A 13,307-nucleotide genomic window follows, 5' to 3' on the forward strand; every position below is an offset into this window, starting at 1 on the left:
CATAGAAGCGGCGGGCAACCCAGCTTTTTGCCCCGCACCGCCGCTTGGCGGAGAAATCCCACCCGGGTCCCCATCCGCCGGGCTTTTCCTCCGGAGCATCCCCTCTCACCGGGGAATTTAGGCCCCATTTCCCCCGCTTTTCCCACTCCGCCCCAAATGGGGAAAGCCAGGACTGGCGCTTGTTGCGCCGCAATATTGCACATTACGAACCTCGTTTTTATAATGCGGAACGACGCTAGGCGAAGTCCCCATTTCGATCTAAGCTAGGCATTGCTCCATACCCTGGAGCGATGCAAGAGCGTCCATCCAGGCCTAACAAGACCGACATTCAGGAGACAAAATCATGGCAGCTCCCTCCCCTTCCCCCCTTTCTCCCAACCCCGATCTGGACCCCGGTGAAACCCGGGAATGGATTGACGCCCTGGCCGGGGTCATCGATAAGGAGGGCCCGGACCGGGCCCATTTCCTCCTCTCCCGCCTGATTACGGAAGCGCGGGAGGACGGCATCGACCTCCCCTATAGCGCCACCACCGAATACATCAACACCATCCCGGCCAATCAGCAGCCCAAATACCCGGGGGACCCGGACATGGAGGAAAAAATCCGCTCCGTGATCCGCTGGAATGCCGCGGCCATGGTGGTCCGGGCCAACAAGCACACCAACGTGGGAGGCCACATCGCCTCCTTCGCCTCCAGCGCCGTGCTCTACGACGTGGGCTTCAACTGGTTCTGGCGCGCCCCCACGGCGGAGCGGGGCGGGGATCTGATTTACTTCCAGGGCCACTCCGTGCCCGGGGTTTATGCCCGGGCCTTCATGCTCGGTCGCCTCACCGAAGAGCAAATGGACAGTTACCGCCAGGAAGTGGACGGCAAGGGCATTTCCTCCTACCCCCACCCCTGGCTGATGCCGGATTTCTGGCAATTCCCCACCGTCTCCATGGGCCTGGGGCCTTTGCAGGCCATCTATTCCGCCCGCTTCATGAAATACCTGGATAGCCGGGACGTGGCCAAAACCGCCGGTCGCAAGGTCTGGGCCTTCCTGGGGGATGGGGAAATCGACGAAGTGGAATCCCTGGGGGCCATCGGTATGGCGGCCCGGGAAAAGCTGGATAACCTGATTTTTGTGGTGAACTGCAACCTGCAACGGCTGGACGGCCCGGTGCGGGGCAACGGCAAAATCATCCAGGAACTGGAAGGGGACTTCCGGGGCGCTGGCTGGAATGTCATCAAGCTCATCTGGGGCACCCACTGGGACGCCCTCTTCGCCCGGGATAAAAAGGGCATCCTGAAAAAACGCATGATGGAATGCGTGGACGGGGAATACCAAACCTTCAAGGCCAAAAACGGGGCCTATGTGCGGGAGCATTTCTTCAACACCCCGGAACTGAAGGAACTGGTGGCGGACTGGACCGATGACGACATCTGGGCCCTGAACCGGGGCGGCCACGACATGTTCAAGATTTACACCGCCTTCAAGGCTGCCACGGAAACCCAGGGCCAGCCCACGGTCATCCTGGCCAAGACCATCAAGGGTTACGGCATGGGGGTGGCCGGGGAAGCCATGAACATCGCCCACCAGGCGAAGAAAATGGGCACGGACGCCTTGAAGCGCATGCGGGACCGTTTCGGCCTGACCATTCCGGACGACCAGATCGAACAGGTGCCCTACCTGAAATTCCCGGACGATTCCCCGGAAGTGGCCTACATGAAGGCCCGGCGGGACGCCCTGGGGGGCTATATTCCGGCTCGGCGGCGTACTGCCGAAGCCCTGCCCATGCCTCCCCTGTCCGCCTTTGACAGCCTGCTCAAGGCTTCCGGCCAGGGTCGGGAATTTTCCACCACCATGGCCCTGGTACGCATCCTCAGCCACCTGCTCAAGGACAAGGCCCTGGCCAAACACATTGTCCCCATCGTGCCGGATGAATCCCGCACCTTCGGCATGGAAGGCATGTTCCGCCAGTTCGGCATCTGGAATCAGGAAGGCCAGAAGTACGTGCCGGAAGACCACGACCAGCTGATGTTCTACAAGGAATCCCGCACCGGGCAGATCCTCCAGGAAGGCATCAACGAAGCGGGGGCCATGGCGGACTGGATCGCCGCCGGGACCAGCTACAGCACCCACGGGGTGCAGATGGTGCCCTTCTACATCTTCTATTCCATGTTCGGCCTGCAACGCACCATGGATCTGTGTTGGGCGGCCGCCGACCAACGCACTCGGGGCTTCCTCATCGGGGGCACCTCCGGGCGCACCACCCTGAACGGGGAAGGGCTGCAACACGAGGACGGCCATTCCCACCTGCTCTCCGCCGCCATTCCCAACTGCATTTCCTACGACCCCACCTTCGCCTATGAAGTGGCGGTGATCGTCCAGGACGGCCTGCGCCGCATGTATGTGGAGCAGGAAGACGTCTATTACTACATCACCGTGCTCAACGAAAACTACGAGCACCCGGAAATGCCGGAAGGAGTGGAAGCCGCCATCCTCAAGGGCATGTACCAGCTGAAGAAGGGGGTGGCGTCCGACGGTCCCCGGGTGCAACTGCTCGGCTCCGGTTCCATCCTCCGGGAAGTGATCGCCGCCGCCGACCTGCTGCGTCAGGACTGGGGCGTGGAAGCAGACATCTGGTCCTGCCCCAGCTTCACCGAGCTGTCCCGGGACGGCTACGCCGCCCAGCGCTGGAACATGCTCCACCCCCTGGAAACGCCCCGCCGTTCCCACGTGGAAGCCTGCCTGGAAGACACCCGGGGCCCCATCGTGGCGGCCACCGACTATGTGCGCCTGGTAGCCGACCAAATCCGTCCCTTCCTCAACCGCCGCTACACCGTACTGGGCACGGACGGCTTTGGCCGCTCCGACACCCGGGCCAAGCTGCGCCACTTCTTCGAAGTGGACCGCTACTGGGTCACCCTGGCCGCCCTCAAGTCCCTGGCGGACGACGGGCTCCTGGCCCGGGAAAAGGTGGCCGAAGCCCTGACCAAATACGGTCTGGACCCGGAAAAACTCAACCCCCTGCACGCCTGATGCCCTGACGGAGACAAACCATGAGCCAAGTGATTGAAGTGAAGGTTCCGGACATCGGGGATTTCAAGGATGTGCCGGTCATCGAAGTAATGGTCAAACCCGGGGACACGGTCCAAGTGGACGACGCCCTGGTCACCCTGGAATCGGACAAAGCCACCATGGACGTGCCCTCCCCGGCCGCCGGGGTGGTCAAGGAAATCAAGGTACAACTGGGGGACCGGGTTTCCGAAGGTAGCCTGGTTGTGCTGCTGGAAGCCTCCGGGGACGCCACCGCAGAAGCGCCCGCCGCTCCGGCGGCAGCGCCCACCCCGAACGCCCCGGCCCCCGCAGCAACGACCGCCCCCGCCCTGGTGGAAGTGACCGTGCCGGATATCGGGGACTTCAAGGACGTGCCGGTCATCGAGGTATTCGTCAAACCCGGTGACCCGGTGAAGGTGGATGACGCCCTGGTGACCCTGGAATCGGACAAGGCCACCATGGATGTGCCCTGCTCCGTGGCCGGGGTGGTCAAGGAAGTGAAGGTGAAGCTGGGGGACAAGGTGTCCCAAGGGGTCGCCGTGGTGGTGGTAGAAACCGCCGCCCAGGCATCCGCCCCGGCCCCGGCAGAAGCCCCCGCCGCCCCCTTCCGCATCACCCCCCCGGAATTTACCGGCCCGGCCCCCACCCAGCCCTACGCCCCGGCGGCCCTGGCCCCCGTACCGCCCCTGGGAGGCAAGACCCACGCCTCTCCCTCGGTACGGGCCTTCGCCCGGGAACTGGGGGTGGATTTAACCAAGGTGGCCGCCACCGGCCCCAAGGGTCGCATCCTCAAGGAAGACGTGACGGCCTTCGTCAAGGGCGCCCTGTCCGGCGCCGCTCCGGCTGCGGCTCCTGGCGGCTCCCTGGGCGGTGGGCTGGATCTGTTGCCCTGGCCCAAGATCGATTTCAGCAAATTCGGGGAAATCGACACCCAGCCCCTGTCCCGCATCAAGAAAATCTCCGGTCAGAATCTGTCCCGCAACTGGGCCATGATTCCCGCCGTGACCTACCATGAGGACGCGGACATCACGGACCTGGAAGCCTTCCGGGTCCAGCTCAACAAGGAAAACGAAAAGGCGGGCATTAAGCTCACCATGCTGGCTTTCCTCATCAAGGCCAGCGTCCGGGCCCTGCAGCAATTCCCCGAGTTCAACGCCTCCTTGGATGGGGAAAATCTGGTGCTGAAAAAGTATTTCCACATCGGTTTTGCCGCCGACACCCCCAACGGTCTGGTGGTGCCCGTGGTGAAAAACGCGGATCAGAAGTCCATCGTGGAAATCGCCCAGGAAAGCGGTTCCTTGGCCAAACAGGCCCGGGACGGCAAGCTCAAACCGGCGGACATGCAGGGGGCCTGCTTCACCATTTCCAGCCTGGGAGGCATCGGCGGCACCTACTTCTCCCCCATTATCAATGCGCCGGAAGTGGCCATTCTGGGGGTGAACAAGAATGTGATGAAGCCGGTCTGGGACGGCAAGGCCTTCGCGCCCCGGCTCATGCTGCCCCTCTCCCTGACCGCCGACCACCGGGTCATCGACGGGGCCCTGGCGACCCGCTTCAACGTCTATCTGGCCAAGCTCCTGGCGGACTTCCGCCGGGTCATGCTGTAAAGGGAGACGGATATGGATCTGATCGAAGTGAAAGTGCCGGACATCGGGGATTTCAAAGATGTGCCGGTGATCGAGCTGCTGGTCAAAGCCGGGGACACGGTCCAGGTGGATGACGCCCTGGTCACCCTGGAATCGGATAAGGCCACCATGGACGTGCCCGCCCCCACCGCCGGGATCATCCGGGAAGTGAAGGTGCAATTGGGGGACCGGGTTTCCGAAGGCTCGGTGATCGCCCTGGTGGAAGCCGTTGCCACGACCGCCTCCAGCCAAGGGGAAAGCGCCCCGGCGGCCCCCGCCGCCGCCCCCACGCCAACGGCCAGTGCGCCAGCCCCGGAAGCGGGCAGCTTTGCCGGCCAGGCGGACGTAAGCTGCGACATGGTGGTGCTGGGCGCCGGGCCCGGCGGCTATTCCGCCGCCTTCCGGGCGGCCGACCTGGGACTCTCCACCGTACTGGTGGAACGTTACCCCACCCTGGGGGGCGTCTGCCTCAACGTGGGCTGCATTCCCTCCAAGGCCCTGCTCCACGTCGCCCAGGTGCTGGAAGAAGCCCAGCATCTAAGCGCCGCCGGGGTGAGCTTTGGGGCACCCCAGGTGGATCTGGATAAGCTCCGGGAACACAAAAACCGGGTGGTGGGCAAGCTCACCGGCGGTCTGGCGGGCATGGCCAAGGGCCGCAAAGTGCAGCATCTCCAAGGCCTAGGCCGCTTCCTCGACCCCCATCATCTGGAAGTCACCGCCGCCGACGGTACCCGTCAGGTGGTGCGCTTCCAGAAGGCCATCATCGCGGCCGGCTCCCAGCCCGTGGCCCTGCCCTTCATGCCCAAGGACGATCCCCGGGTGGTGGATTCCACCGGCGCCCTGGAACTGCGTACCCTGCCGAAGAAAATGCTGGTCATCGGCGGCGGCATTATCGGTCTGGAAATGGCCACGGTGTATAGCGCCCTGGGGGCCCGCATTACCGTGGTGGAACTGGGGCCCAAGCTCATGCCCGGGGCCGACCGGGATCTGGTCAAGGTGTGGGAAAAGAAAAATGCCCCCCGCTTCGACCGCATTCTCCTGGGCACCGGGGTCACCGCCGCCGAAGCCAAACCGGAAGGGGTGGAAGTCACCTATTCCACGGGGGAGAAGGAAGCCTTCGACCTGGTACTGGTGGCCGTGGGGCGCACCCCCAACGGCAAGAAAATCGCCGCCGAAGCCGCCGGAGTAGCCGTCACCGAACGGGGCTTCATCAACGTGGATGCCCAGCTGCGCACCAACGTGCCCCACATTTTTGCCATCGGGGACATCGTGGGTCAGCCCATGCTGGCCCACAAGGCGGTCCACGAAGCCCATGTGGCGGCGGAGGTGGCGGCTGGGGAAGTGCAGGGCAAGGCGGAGCTGGCCCGGGCTGCCTTCGATGTGCTGCAAATTCCCAGCGTGGCCTACACCCATCCGGAAATCGCCTGGGCAGGCAAGACAGAGGAACAGCTCAAGGCGGACGGGGTGGCCTACGAAAAAGCCCTGTTCCCCTGGGCCGCCAGCGGCCGGGCCATTGCCAACGGGGCGGAGGACGGCTTCACCAAGCTGCTCTTCGACCAGGCCAGCCAGCGCCTACTGGGGGGCGGCATTGTGGGCATGGGGGCCGGCGACCTGATCGGGGAAGTGTGCCTGGCCGTGGAAATGGGCTGCGATGCGGTGGATATGGGCAAGACCATCCATCCCCATCCCACCCTCTGCGAATCCGTGGGACTGGCGGCAGAAGCGGCCCATGGCAGTTGCACCGATCTGCCCCCGGCCCGGAAAAAATAGGCCCGTTTCGGGTATACCCACGCCGCCTGCGGGCGGCGTTTTTTTTTGGCCTCGTCCCCATCCTGTCTGCGGAATTGCTGCCCATTTTGGTAAAGCCAAGGTAAAAGGGTATAAATGTCAAAAATTTGTGGAATGGGTCACTGACATAGCTAGCTACCCGGGGCTAAGATAATCGGCCAGACAAAAGTCATAGTCCCCTAATATTTCCGGAGTTCGCCGCCCCCATCGACGACCCCCCAAGGCAGCCACCGCCCCATGTTGAACTGGATACTGTCCCGTATTCGCTCCGAAGACGTGAGCCACCCCCTGGGCAGCGAAAAAGCCATCGCCGCCTATCTGGCCCAGGTCCCCGTGCTCAATCCGGGCAAGACCTTGCAGGAGCTGGGCCTGTGGCTGGGCAATCCGGACCGGCTGGCCGCCGAATTGCCTCCCACGGCCCTAGCCCGGGCGGTGGAACGCCTGGACGAATTCGCCCAGCCCGCCGCCGTGCTGTGCCTGGATGCCTATCTGGCGCAAAAGCAGCAGGACTACGCCGCCGAGCAAAGCCTGCGGCCCCTGGAAACCTATTTCCATCAGGCGGCCCTGGCCAACCGGCTGACCCTGGACCGGCTCCTGCTGGTCTTCAAAGACCCCAAGCAACGGGAAAGCAACCGGGCCACCCTGGCCAATTTCGCCGTGCGGGCCATGTACGCCCTGGTGCAGGAAAAGAAGCTGACCCGCTTCACCTACCGGGAAATGGACGCCACCTGGTGGGAGGCAGTGCACCAGCTGCTCTACCTGGCCCGGGACATCGGCATCATCCACTACATCCAGCCCCCCTATCCGGATAGCCCAGCCCTCACCTCCGTCTGGCGGGAATATCTGGCCGGAGTCTTTCTGGAAGTGGCGCCGGTCTCCAATCTCACCCCCCTGCGCCTGGAAGTGACGGACCGCCTCATTCACCGGGTCAGCGAACATTTTCTATTTGTGGACAGCTTCTCCCCCCACACCCCCTACCGTATCCGTCTGGATGGGGATCAGGGACCGGAGCGCTGCACCCCGGATCAGCCCAGCGGCCCCACCTGGCGCCATTTCGGCGCCGGTGCGGCCCACGCCCAGCTGATTCGCCTGCGGGCCACCATCCAGCTCAGCAAAGAAATTCCGGAATGGCTGGAAAGCAGCCACGCAGACCTGCTGGACATTCTGGATGTGCTGCAACTGCTGATCCAGCATTGGTCCCTGACCCCGCCCCGCCGGGAAAAGGAGCGGCAAAAGGTAAAGCGCCCCCTGCTGGTGGTGTCCGGCCTGCAAACCATCCGCCGGGCCCTGGCCGCCACGGAATTCGCCAAATCAGGCCGCCGCCTGGACTATGAGGGCCACATCCGGGTTCTGGACCTGCAACGGGAGGGGGGCGCCCGTCCCTCGGAAGTGCCGCCGCCCCCCCAGAATCCGGCGGAAGTCCTGGCCCTGCTGGAGAGTACGGGCATCCGCAGCGTGGTGGAGGAATGGGACAGCGCGGACGTGAGCCCGGGGGGCATGGGGGTGCGCTTTCTGTTCCGCAAGCCCTGGCAGGCCATTGGTGCCCTGGTGGGCTACCGCTGGCAGGACGAACTGGAATGGCGGGTTGCCGTCATCCGCCGCCTGGGCCGCAGCCACGGGGTACCCAACGCAGGCCTCAGCCTCTTCCCTGGCCAGCCCCTCTGCGCCCAGATTCAGCTCATGGATCAGGAGGACGACAGTCCCTGGAGCCAGCAGGCTGGGGATGGGGGCAAGAGTGGCTTGCAGGACGCCATTCTCCTCAGCCCGGAGCACCGGATGCTGCTGGTGCCACCGGACACCTTCCGGCCGGATCGGCGCATTGATCTGGTAGTGGGGGGAAAGCGCTACCCGGTGCGTCTGGCCGGGCTCCAGGCCCAGGGCGGCGACTACGAACTGGTGCTGTTCCGGGGCGCCTGAAGCCCCGGTTGGGGCGCTTTTCCCGGACGGCCCGGGCCGGCTCCGGTAAAATGACTGGCCTCTTCCACCCATTTTTCCCTCCCCATGACCCAGGATGAATTGAAACAGGCGGTGGCCAAAGCGGCCGCCGATTACGTGAACCGGACCGTGGCCGATGGCGCCATCATCGGCGTCGGCACCGGTTCCACGGCCAATTATTTCATCGACGAACTGGCCAAGGGGGCATCCCGCTTCAAGGGCGCCGTAGCCAGTTCGGAAGCCACGGCCAAGCGTCTGGCCGGTCACGGCATCCCGGTTCTGGACCTGAATGACGTCACCGACCTGCCGGTCTATGTGGACGGGGCCGATGAAGTCACCCCGGGCCTGCACATGGTCAAGGGCGGCGGCGGCGCCCTGACCCGGGAAAAAATCGTCGCTGCCGTGGCCCAAACCTTCGTCTGCATTGCGGACGGCTCCAAGCTGGTGACCACCCTGGGCAAATTTCCCCTGCCCGTGGAAGTCATTCCCATGGCCCGGGCCCAGGTGGCCCGGGAACTGGCCCAGCTGGGGGGTACGCCCCGGCTGCGGGAAGGCTTTGTCACCGACAACGGCAATGTGATCCTGGATGTTCACGGCCTCACCATCACCGACCCGGTCGCCCTGGAAAGCCGCATCAACCAGATCGTCGGCGTGGTGACCAACGGCCTCTTCGCCTGCCGGGGTGCCAATCTACTGCTCCTGGGCACGGCGGACGGGGTGCAGCAACTGGAAGCCCGGGTTTAATTGGGGCTGCAACTTTCCTGTCACAAACCTCTGCTAAGTTTGCCGGTTCCCATCCCCCGAACGGCAACGATCATGGACGCTATGAGCGAACACACCTACAAGCAATTCGACATTGAACTGGAAACCCTGCGCACCCGAGTGCTGCAAATGGGCGGGCTGGTCGAACAGCAGGTCAAAAAGGCCATGGAAGGCCTCTATGAAGGGGACACGGGTCTCCTGGAACTGGTAGTCAAGGAAGACGCCCGGGTGAACCAGCAGGAGGTGGAGCTGGACGAGGCCTGCAATCAGATGATTGCCAAGCGCCAGCCCACGGCCATCGACCTGCGCATGGTCACCACGGTGATCAAGTCCATCGCCGACCTGGAAAAAATCGGGGACAAGGCCCACAAAATCGCTCGCCTGGGCCTGGCCCTGAACAACCAGCACACCGGCTTCACCCCGGAAGTGGAATTGCGCCACATGGCGGAGCTGTCCCTGTCCATGCTGCACACCGCCCTGGACGCCTTCGCCCGCCTTAATGTGGTAGCCGCTGCCGAGGTGGTGCACCAGGACGAACACGTGAATACGGAATACGACTCCGTGGTGCGCCAGCTCATCACTTACATGATGGAAGATCCCCGCACCATCTCCCGCTCCCTGGACATCATGTCCATTGCCAAGGCCATCGAGCGGGTCGGTGACCACGCCAAAAACATCGCCGAATACGTCATCTACATGGTGAAGGGCCTGAACGTGCGCCACTCCACCCTGGACGAAATCGACCGGGAAATCGCCAACGGGGATTGAGCTTTCCCCGCCCAGCAAAAAGGCCGCAATTGCGGCCTTTTTTTATGGTGCCCGGCATTGGCTCCGGGCGAAGCCCAATGTCCCTTAGTTGGCGGGAGGCACATAACCCTGGACCTGTTCCGCCCCTTCGCCGAAGAAGTGCTTTTCCATTTGTTCGGCCAGATACTGACGGTGGCGGGGATCGGCCAGATTCAGGCGGTTTTCATTGATGATCATGGTCTGGGTACGAATCCACTGCTGCCAAGCTTCCTTGGACACGTTTTCAAAAACCCGCTTGCCCAGTTCGCCGGGATAAGGCTGAAAATCCAGGCCTTCCGCTTCCCGGCCCAGCTTGACGCAGTTCACCATTCTTGCCATGGGTTTCTCCAGTTGGTTGGTCGCCCCAATTATAGCGGCAGGCCCCCGCCTCGGCAGGGCTTTTTGTCCCGCTTTTTACCCCTGATGGCAGCAGGGACAAGCCTTTGCGGGCCATTCCCACCTACGCCTATGGTGATATGACTATAGCCATCATAAGGGCTGGCCCATGGGAAGGGCCCGGGGCCGTTGCTACACTGGTTGCGCATAGAGAATCTTTTATTCCCAACAATTACCCCAACCTCCAGGAGAAACCCCCATGCTGCTTTCCCGCCTCAAGCGCGCCAGCGCCTGTCTGGCCCTGGCCCTGGGCGTCGCCGCGCCCAGCTTCGCCGCCGATCCGGTCAAAATCGGCTTCGTCTATCTGGGCCCCACGGGCGACCACGGCTGGACCTTTGCCCACGATCAAGGCCGCAAGGCCCTGGAAGCCAAGTTCGGCAACAAGATCAAGACCACCTTCGTGGAAAACGTACCGGAAACCGCCGATTCGGAGCGGGTCTTCCGCCAACTGGCCATGGATGGCAATAAGGTTATTTTCGGCACCTCCTTCGGCTACATGAACCAGATGGTCAAGGTAGCCAAGGAATATCCGGGGGTGATTTTCGAGCACTCCACGGGCTACAAGACCGGCAAGAATCTGGGGGTCTATAACATCCGCCATTACCAGAGCGCCTATCTGGCCGGGGTCTTGGCCGGGAAAATGAGCAAGAACGGCAAGCTGGGCTTTGTCGGCTCCATCCCCATTCCGGAAGTGCTGCGCAACATCAACGCCTTCACCCTGGGGGCCCGCAGCGTCAATCCCAAGATCACCACCCGGGTGGTCTGGGTGAACAGCTGGTTTGACCCGGGCAAGGAACGGGAAGCCGCCCTCAGCCTGATCTCCCAAGGGGCCGACGTGCTCCTGCAAAACACCGATTCCCCTGCCGTGGTTCAGGCCGCCCAGGATAAGGGCGTCTATGCCTTCGGCTGGGATTCGGACATGGCCAAATTCGGGCCCAAGGCCCACCTGGCCGCCGCCGTGCTGCACTGGGGCGTGATCTACGACGCCGTGGTCACCGAAGTTATTGAAAACAAGTGGAAGAGCGGCAACATTTTCTGGGGCATCGAGCGCAATGCGGTGGACCTGGAAAACTATGGCCCCATGGTGCCTGCCGACGCCAAGAAGCTCCTGGCGGAACGCCGGGCCGAGCTGAAGAGCGGCAAGCTCAACGTCTTCGCCGGCCCCCTGAAGAACCAGGCCGGGGCGGTCATCGTGCCCGCCGGCAAAGCCCTGGGCGACGCCGATCTGGTGAAGGTGAATTACTACGTGGAAGGGGTGGAAGGCGCCCTGCCCAAGTAAGCCCCGCGTCTCCGACCCGGGAAAGCGTCCCCCGCTTTCCCCTTTGGACTCCCCGCCCCGCCTCCCCCGGCCGGGCGGGATTTTTTTTATGGGAGCTGGAGCCACAGCCCCACGCAGGGAAAACGGCAGGGGAATGGCATTAAGAAACGAATGACAGCGCCTCGGAGCAAAGGACGAGCGGTATCCCCTGCCCCTGCCCCGGAGCCAGAGCCAGGAAGCATAAGGGGCAGCGGCAGCCTTTACGCCACCCATCCGGGCACTAGCCAATCGAAACCGCAGGCTACCGCCCGCTGCCCAGGTACAAAAAAGGGGCGCCTCTCACGGAGCGCCCCCAGGTCATCCGGTAGGAAGGATTCAGGCCTCTTCCGGCTCCCCTTCCTGGGCATGGGGCAACTGGGTGGCCAGCACCTTGTCCACCCGGTTCCGGTCCATATCCATCACCTCGAAACGCCAGCCTTCCACTTCAATACGGTCCGCCGTGGCCGGAATACGGCCCAGGACGTGCATGAGCAGCCCCCCCAGGGTATGGAAATTGTGGCTGCTTTCCCCGGGCAAGTCCCCGTCGATGTCCAGCACGGACTTCAGGTGTTCCAAGCCCACGTCCCCATCCACCAGCCAGCTACCGTCGTCCCGCTGGACCATGTCCTGATCCCCGGCGGCTTCCGTGGTGGCGATGTCCCCCACAATGGCGGAGAGCACGTCGGTCATGGTCACCAGACCTTCCACTTCCCCGTATTCGTCCACGATCAGGGCAAATTGGAGCCGGGCCCGGCGGAAGCTTTCCAGCAGCTGGGCCGTGGTCACGGACACAGGGACGTAGAGGGGCGGATGGAGGACCGCTTCGATGTCTTTCAGGGTCACGGCCTGACCGGGCACCAGCTTGCGCACGAGTTCGCCGGTCTGTAACACCCCGAGAATGTGGTCCAGGCCATCCCGGCACACCACCAAACGGGAGAATTCGCTGGCGGCGATCTGTTCCCGCACCGCCGTTTCCCCGTCATCCAGATCAATCACCGCCATTTCCCGGCGGGGAGTCATGATGGCGGCGATCTGTTGTTCGTCCAGGCGCAGCACGTTGGACACCAGGGCCTGTTCCCCTTCGTGGAACACCCCGGCTTCCGCCCCCTGCTCCATCATCACCTTGATTTCATCGTCCGTCACCGGCGGTTCTTCCGAGCGGCGGGCCCCCAGGAGCCGCAGCAGGGCAGCGGAGGAAACGGAGAGCACCCCCACCACCGGACGGGTCAGGCGGGACAGGGTCACCAGGGGACGGGCCATGAGGGAGGCGATATGTTCCGGCGCCAGCAGCCCCAGTTGCTTGGGCACCAATTCCCCCACCACCACGGAAAAATAGGTCAGGGCCAGCACCGTGACGGTCAGGGCCACGCCCCGGGCGTAGGGCGCCAGCAGGGGCAGTTCGGCCAGCCAGGTTTGCAGGGGATCGGCCAGGGCCGATTCGCCGATAGCGCCGCTCAAAATGCCCACGGAGGTAATGCCCACCTGGACGGTGGACAAAAAGCTGGTGGGCTCCTGATGCAGGGAGAGGGCCGTCTGGGCGCCGCTCCGGCCTTCATCGGCCATGTTCTGCAAGCGGGCCTTGCGGGAGGAGACCACGGCAATTTCCGACATGGCGAAAAGGCCGTTAATCAAGATCAACAACAGCAGTAAAACTATGTCCATAGAAGAAGCCCTCCAA

The 13,307-nt window shown here is 63.4% G+C and carries 9 protein-coding genes; 7 read left to right on the forward strand and 2 right to left on the reverse strand.

Annotated elements, in window-relative coordinates:
- The first annotated feature begins 343 nt into the window (after positions 1-343).
- The 6 genes from aceE (at position 344) to phoU (ending at position 9,918) form a co-directional block, all read left to right on the forward strand.
- Complete coding sequence (gene aceE / locus Azoinq_RS03650) at positions 344-3,022, forward strand: pyruvate dehydrogenase (acetyl-transferring), homodimeric type (protein WP_216125867.1); 2,679 nt, start codon at positions 344-346, stop codon at positions 3,020-3,022.
- Positions 3,023-3,042: 20 nt separating this feature from the next.
- Entirely contained in the window at positions 3,043-4,647 is a 1,605-nt protein-coding gene (gene aceF / locus Azoinq_RS03655; RefSeq protein WP_216125864.1) for a dihydrolipoyllysine-residue acetyltransferase, read from the forward strand.
- Between the two features lie 12 nt (positions 4,648-4,659).
- Positions 4,660-6,435 carry a dihydrolipoyl dehydrogenase gene (gene lpdA / locus Azoinq_RS03660; RefSeq protein ID WP_216125861.1) on the forward strand — a complete coding sequence of 592 codons (1,776 nt, stop codon included), beginning with the start codon at positions 4,660-4,662 and terminating at the stop codon, positions 6,433-6,435.
- 255 nt (positions 6,436-6,690) lie between these two features.
- A complete protein-coding gene (locus tag Azoinq_RS03665) occupies positions 6,691-8,370 on the forward strand; it encodes a hypothetical protein (protein ID WP_216125850.1) in 1,680 nt (559 codons plus the stop codon).
- Positions 8,371-8,454: 84 nt separating this feature from the next.
- Positions 8,455-9,132 (forward strand): ribose-5-phosphate isomerase RpiA, encoded by a 678-nt coding sequence (rpiA, locus tag Azoinq_RS03670; RefSeq protein ID WP_216125847.1) that lies wholly within the window; start codon positions 8,455-8,457, stop codon positions 9,130-9,132.
- A gap of 72 nt (positions 9,133-9,204) precedes the next feature.
- Positions 9,205-9,918, forward strand: a complete 714-nt coding sequence (gene phoU / locus Azoinq_RS03675) for a phosphate signaling complex protein PhoU (RefSeq protein ID WP_216125844.1) — start codon at positions 9,205-9,207, stop codon at positions 9,916-9,918.
- Between the two features lie 84 nt (positions 9,919-10,002).
- Here phoU and Azoinq_RS03680 read toward each other — a convergent pair whose 3' ends face one another.
- Complete coding sequence (locus Azoinq_RS03680; RefSeq protein ID WP_216125841.1) at positions 10,003-10,275, reverse strand: oxidative damage protection protein; 273 nt, start codon at positions 10,273-10,275, stop codon at positions 10,003-10,005.
- A 256-nt stretch (positions 10,276-10,531) separates the two neighbouring features.
- Here Azoinq_RS03680 and Azoinq_RS03685 point away from each other — a divergent pair, with 256 nt between their 5' ends.
- The gene (locus tag Azoinq_RS03685) at positions 10,532-11,611 is read left to right on the forward strand and encodes a BMP family ABC transporter substrate-binding protein (protein ID WP_216125838.1); all 1,080 of its coding nucleotides are present in this window, start codon (positions 10,532-10,534) and stop codon (positions 11,609-11,611) included.
- Positions 11,612-11,965: 354 nt separating this feature from the next.
- Here Azoinq_RS03685 and Azoinq_RS03690 read toward each other — a convergent pair whose 3' ends face one another.
- Complete coding sequence (locus tag Azoinq_RS03690) at positions 11,966-13,291, reverse strand: hemolysin family protein (protein ID WP_216125835.1); 1,326 nt, start codon at positions 13,289-13,291, stop codon at positions 11,966-11,968.
- Between the last annotated feature and the right edge of the window lie 16 nt (positions 13,292-13,307).

Source organism: Azospira inquinata (assembly GCF_018905915.1).
In the GTDB taxonomy this organism is placed as follows: Bacteria; Pseudomonadota; Gammaproteobacteria; order Burkholderiales; family Rhodocyclaceae; genus Azospira; species Azospira inquinata.

Coding starts and splice junctions, on each gene's coding strand:
- aceE (WP_216125867.1), top strand. CDS start 344: ATGGCAGCTCCCTCCCCTTCCCCCCTTTCTCCCAACCCCGATCTGGAC.
- aceF (WP_216125864.1), top strand. CDS start 3,043: ATGAGCCAAGTGATTGAAGTGAAGGTTCCGGACATCGGGGATTTCAAG.
- lpdA (WP_216125861.1), top strand. CDS start 4,660: ATGGATCTGATCGAAGTGAAAGTGCCGGACATCGGGGATTTCAAAGAT.
- Azoinq_RS03665 (WP_216125850.1), top strand. CDS start 6,691: ATGTTGAACTGGATACTGTCCCGTATTCGCTCCGAAGACGTGAGCCAC.
- rpiA (WP_216125847.1), top strand. CDS start 8,455: ATGACCCAGGATGAATTGAAACAGGCGGTGGCCAAAGCGGCCGCCGAT.
- phoU (WP_216125844.1), top strand. CDS start 9,205: ATGGACGCTATGAGCGAACACACCTACAAGCAATTCGACATTGAACTG.
- Azoinq_RS03680 (WP_216125841.1), bottom strand. CDS start 10,275: ATGGCAAGAATGGTGAACTGCGTCAAGCTGGGCCGGGAAGCGGAAGGC.
- Azoinq_RS03685 (WP_216125838.1), top strand. CDS start 10,532: ATGCTGCTTTCCCGCCTCAAGCGCGCCAGCGCCTGTCTGGCCCTGGCC.
- Azoinq_RS03690 (WP_216125835.1), bottom strand. CDS start 13,291: ATGGACATAGTTTTACTGCTGTTGTTGATCTTGATTAACGGCCTTTTC.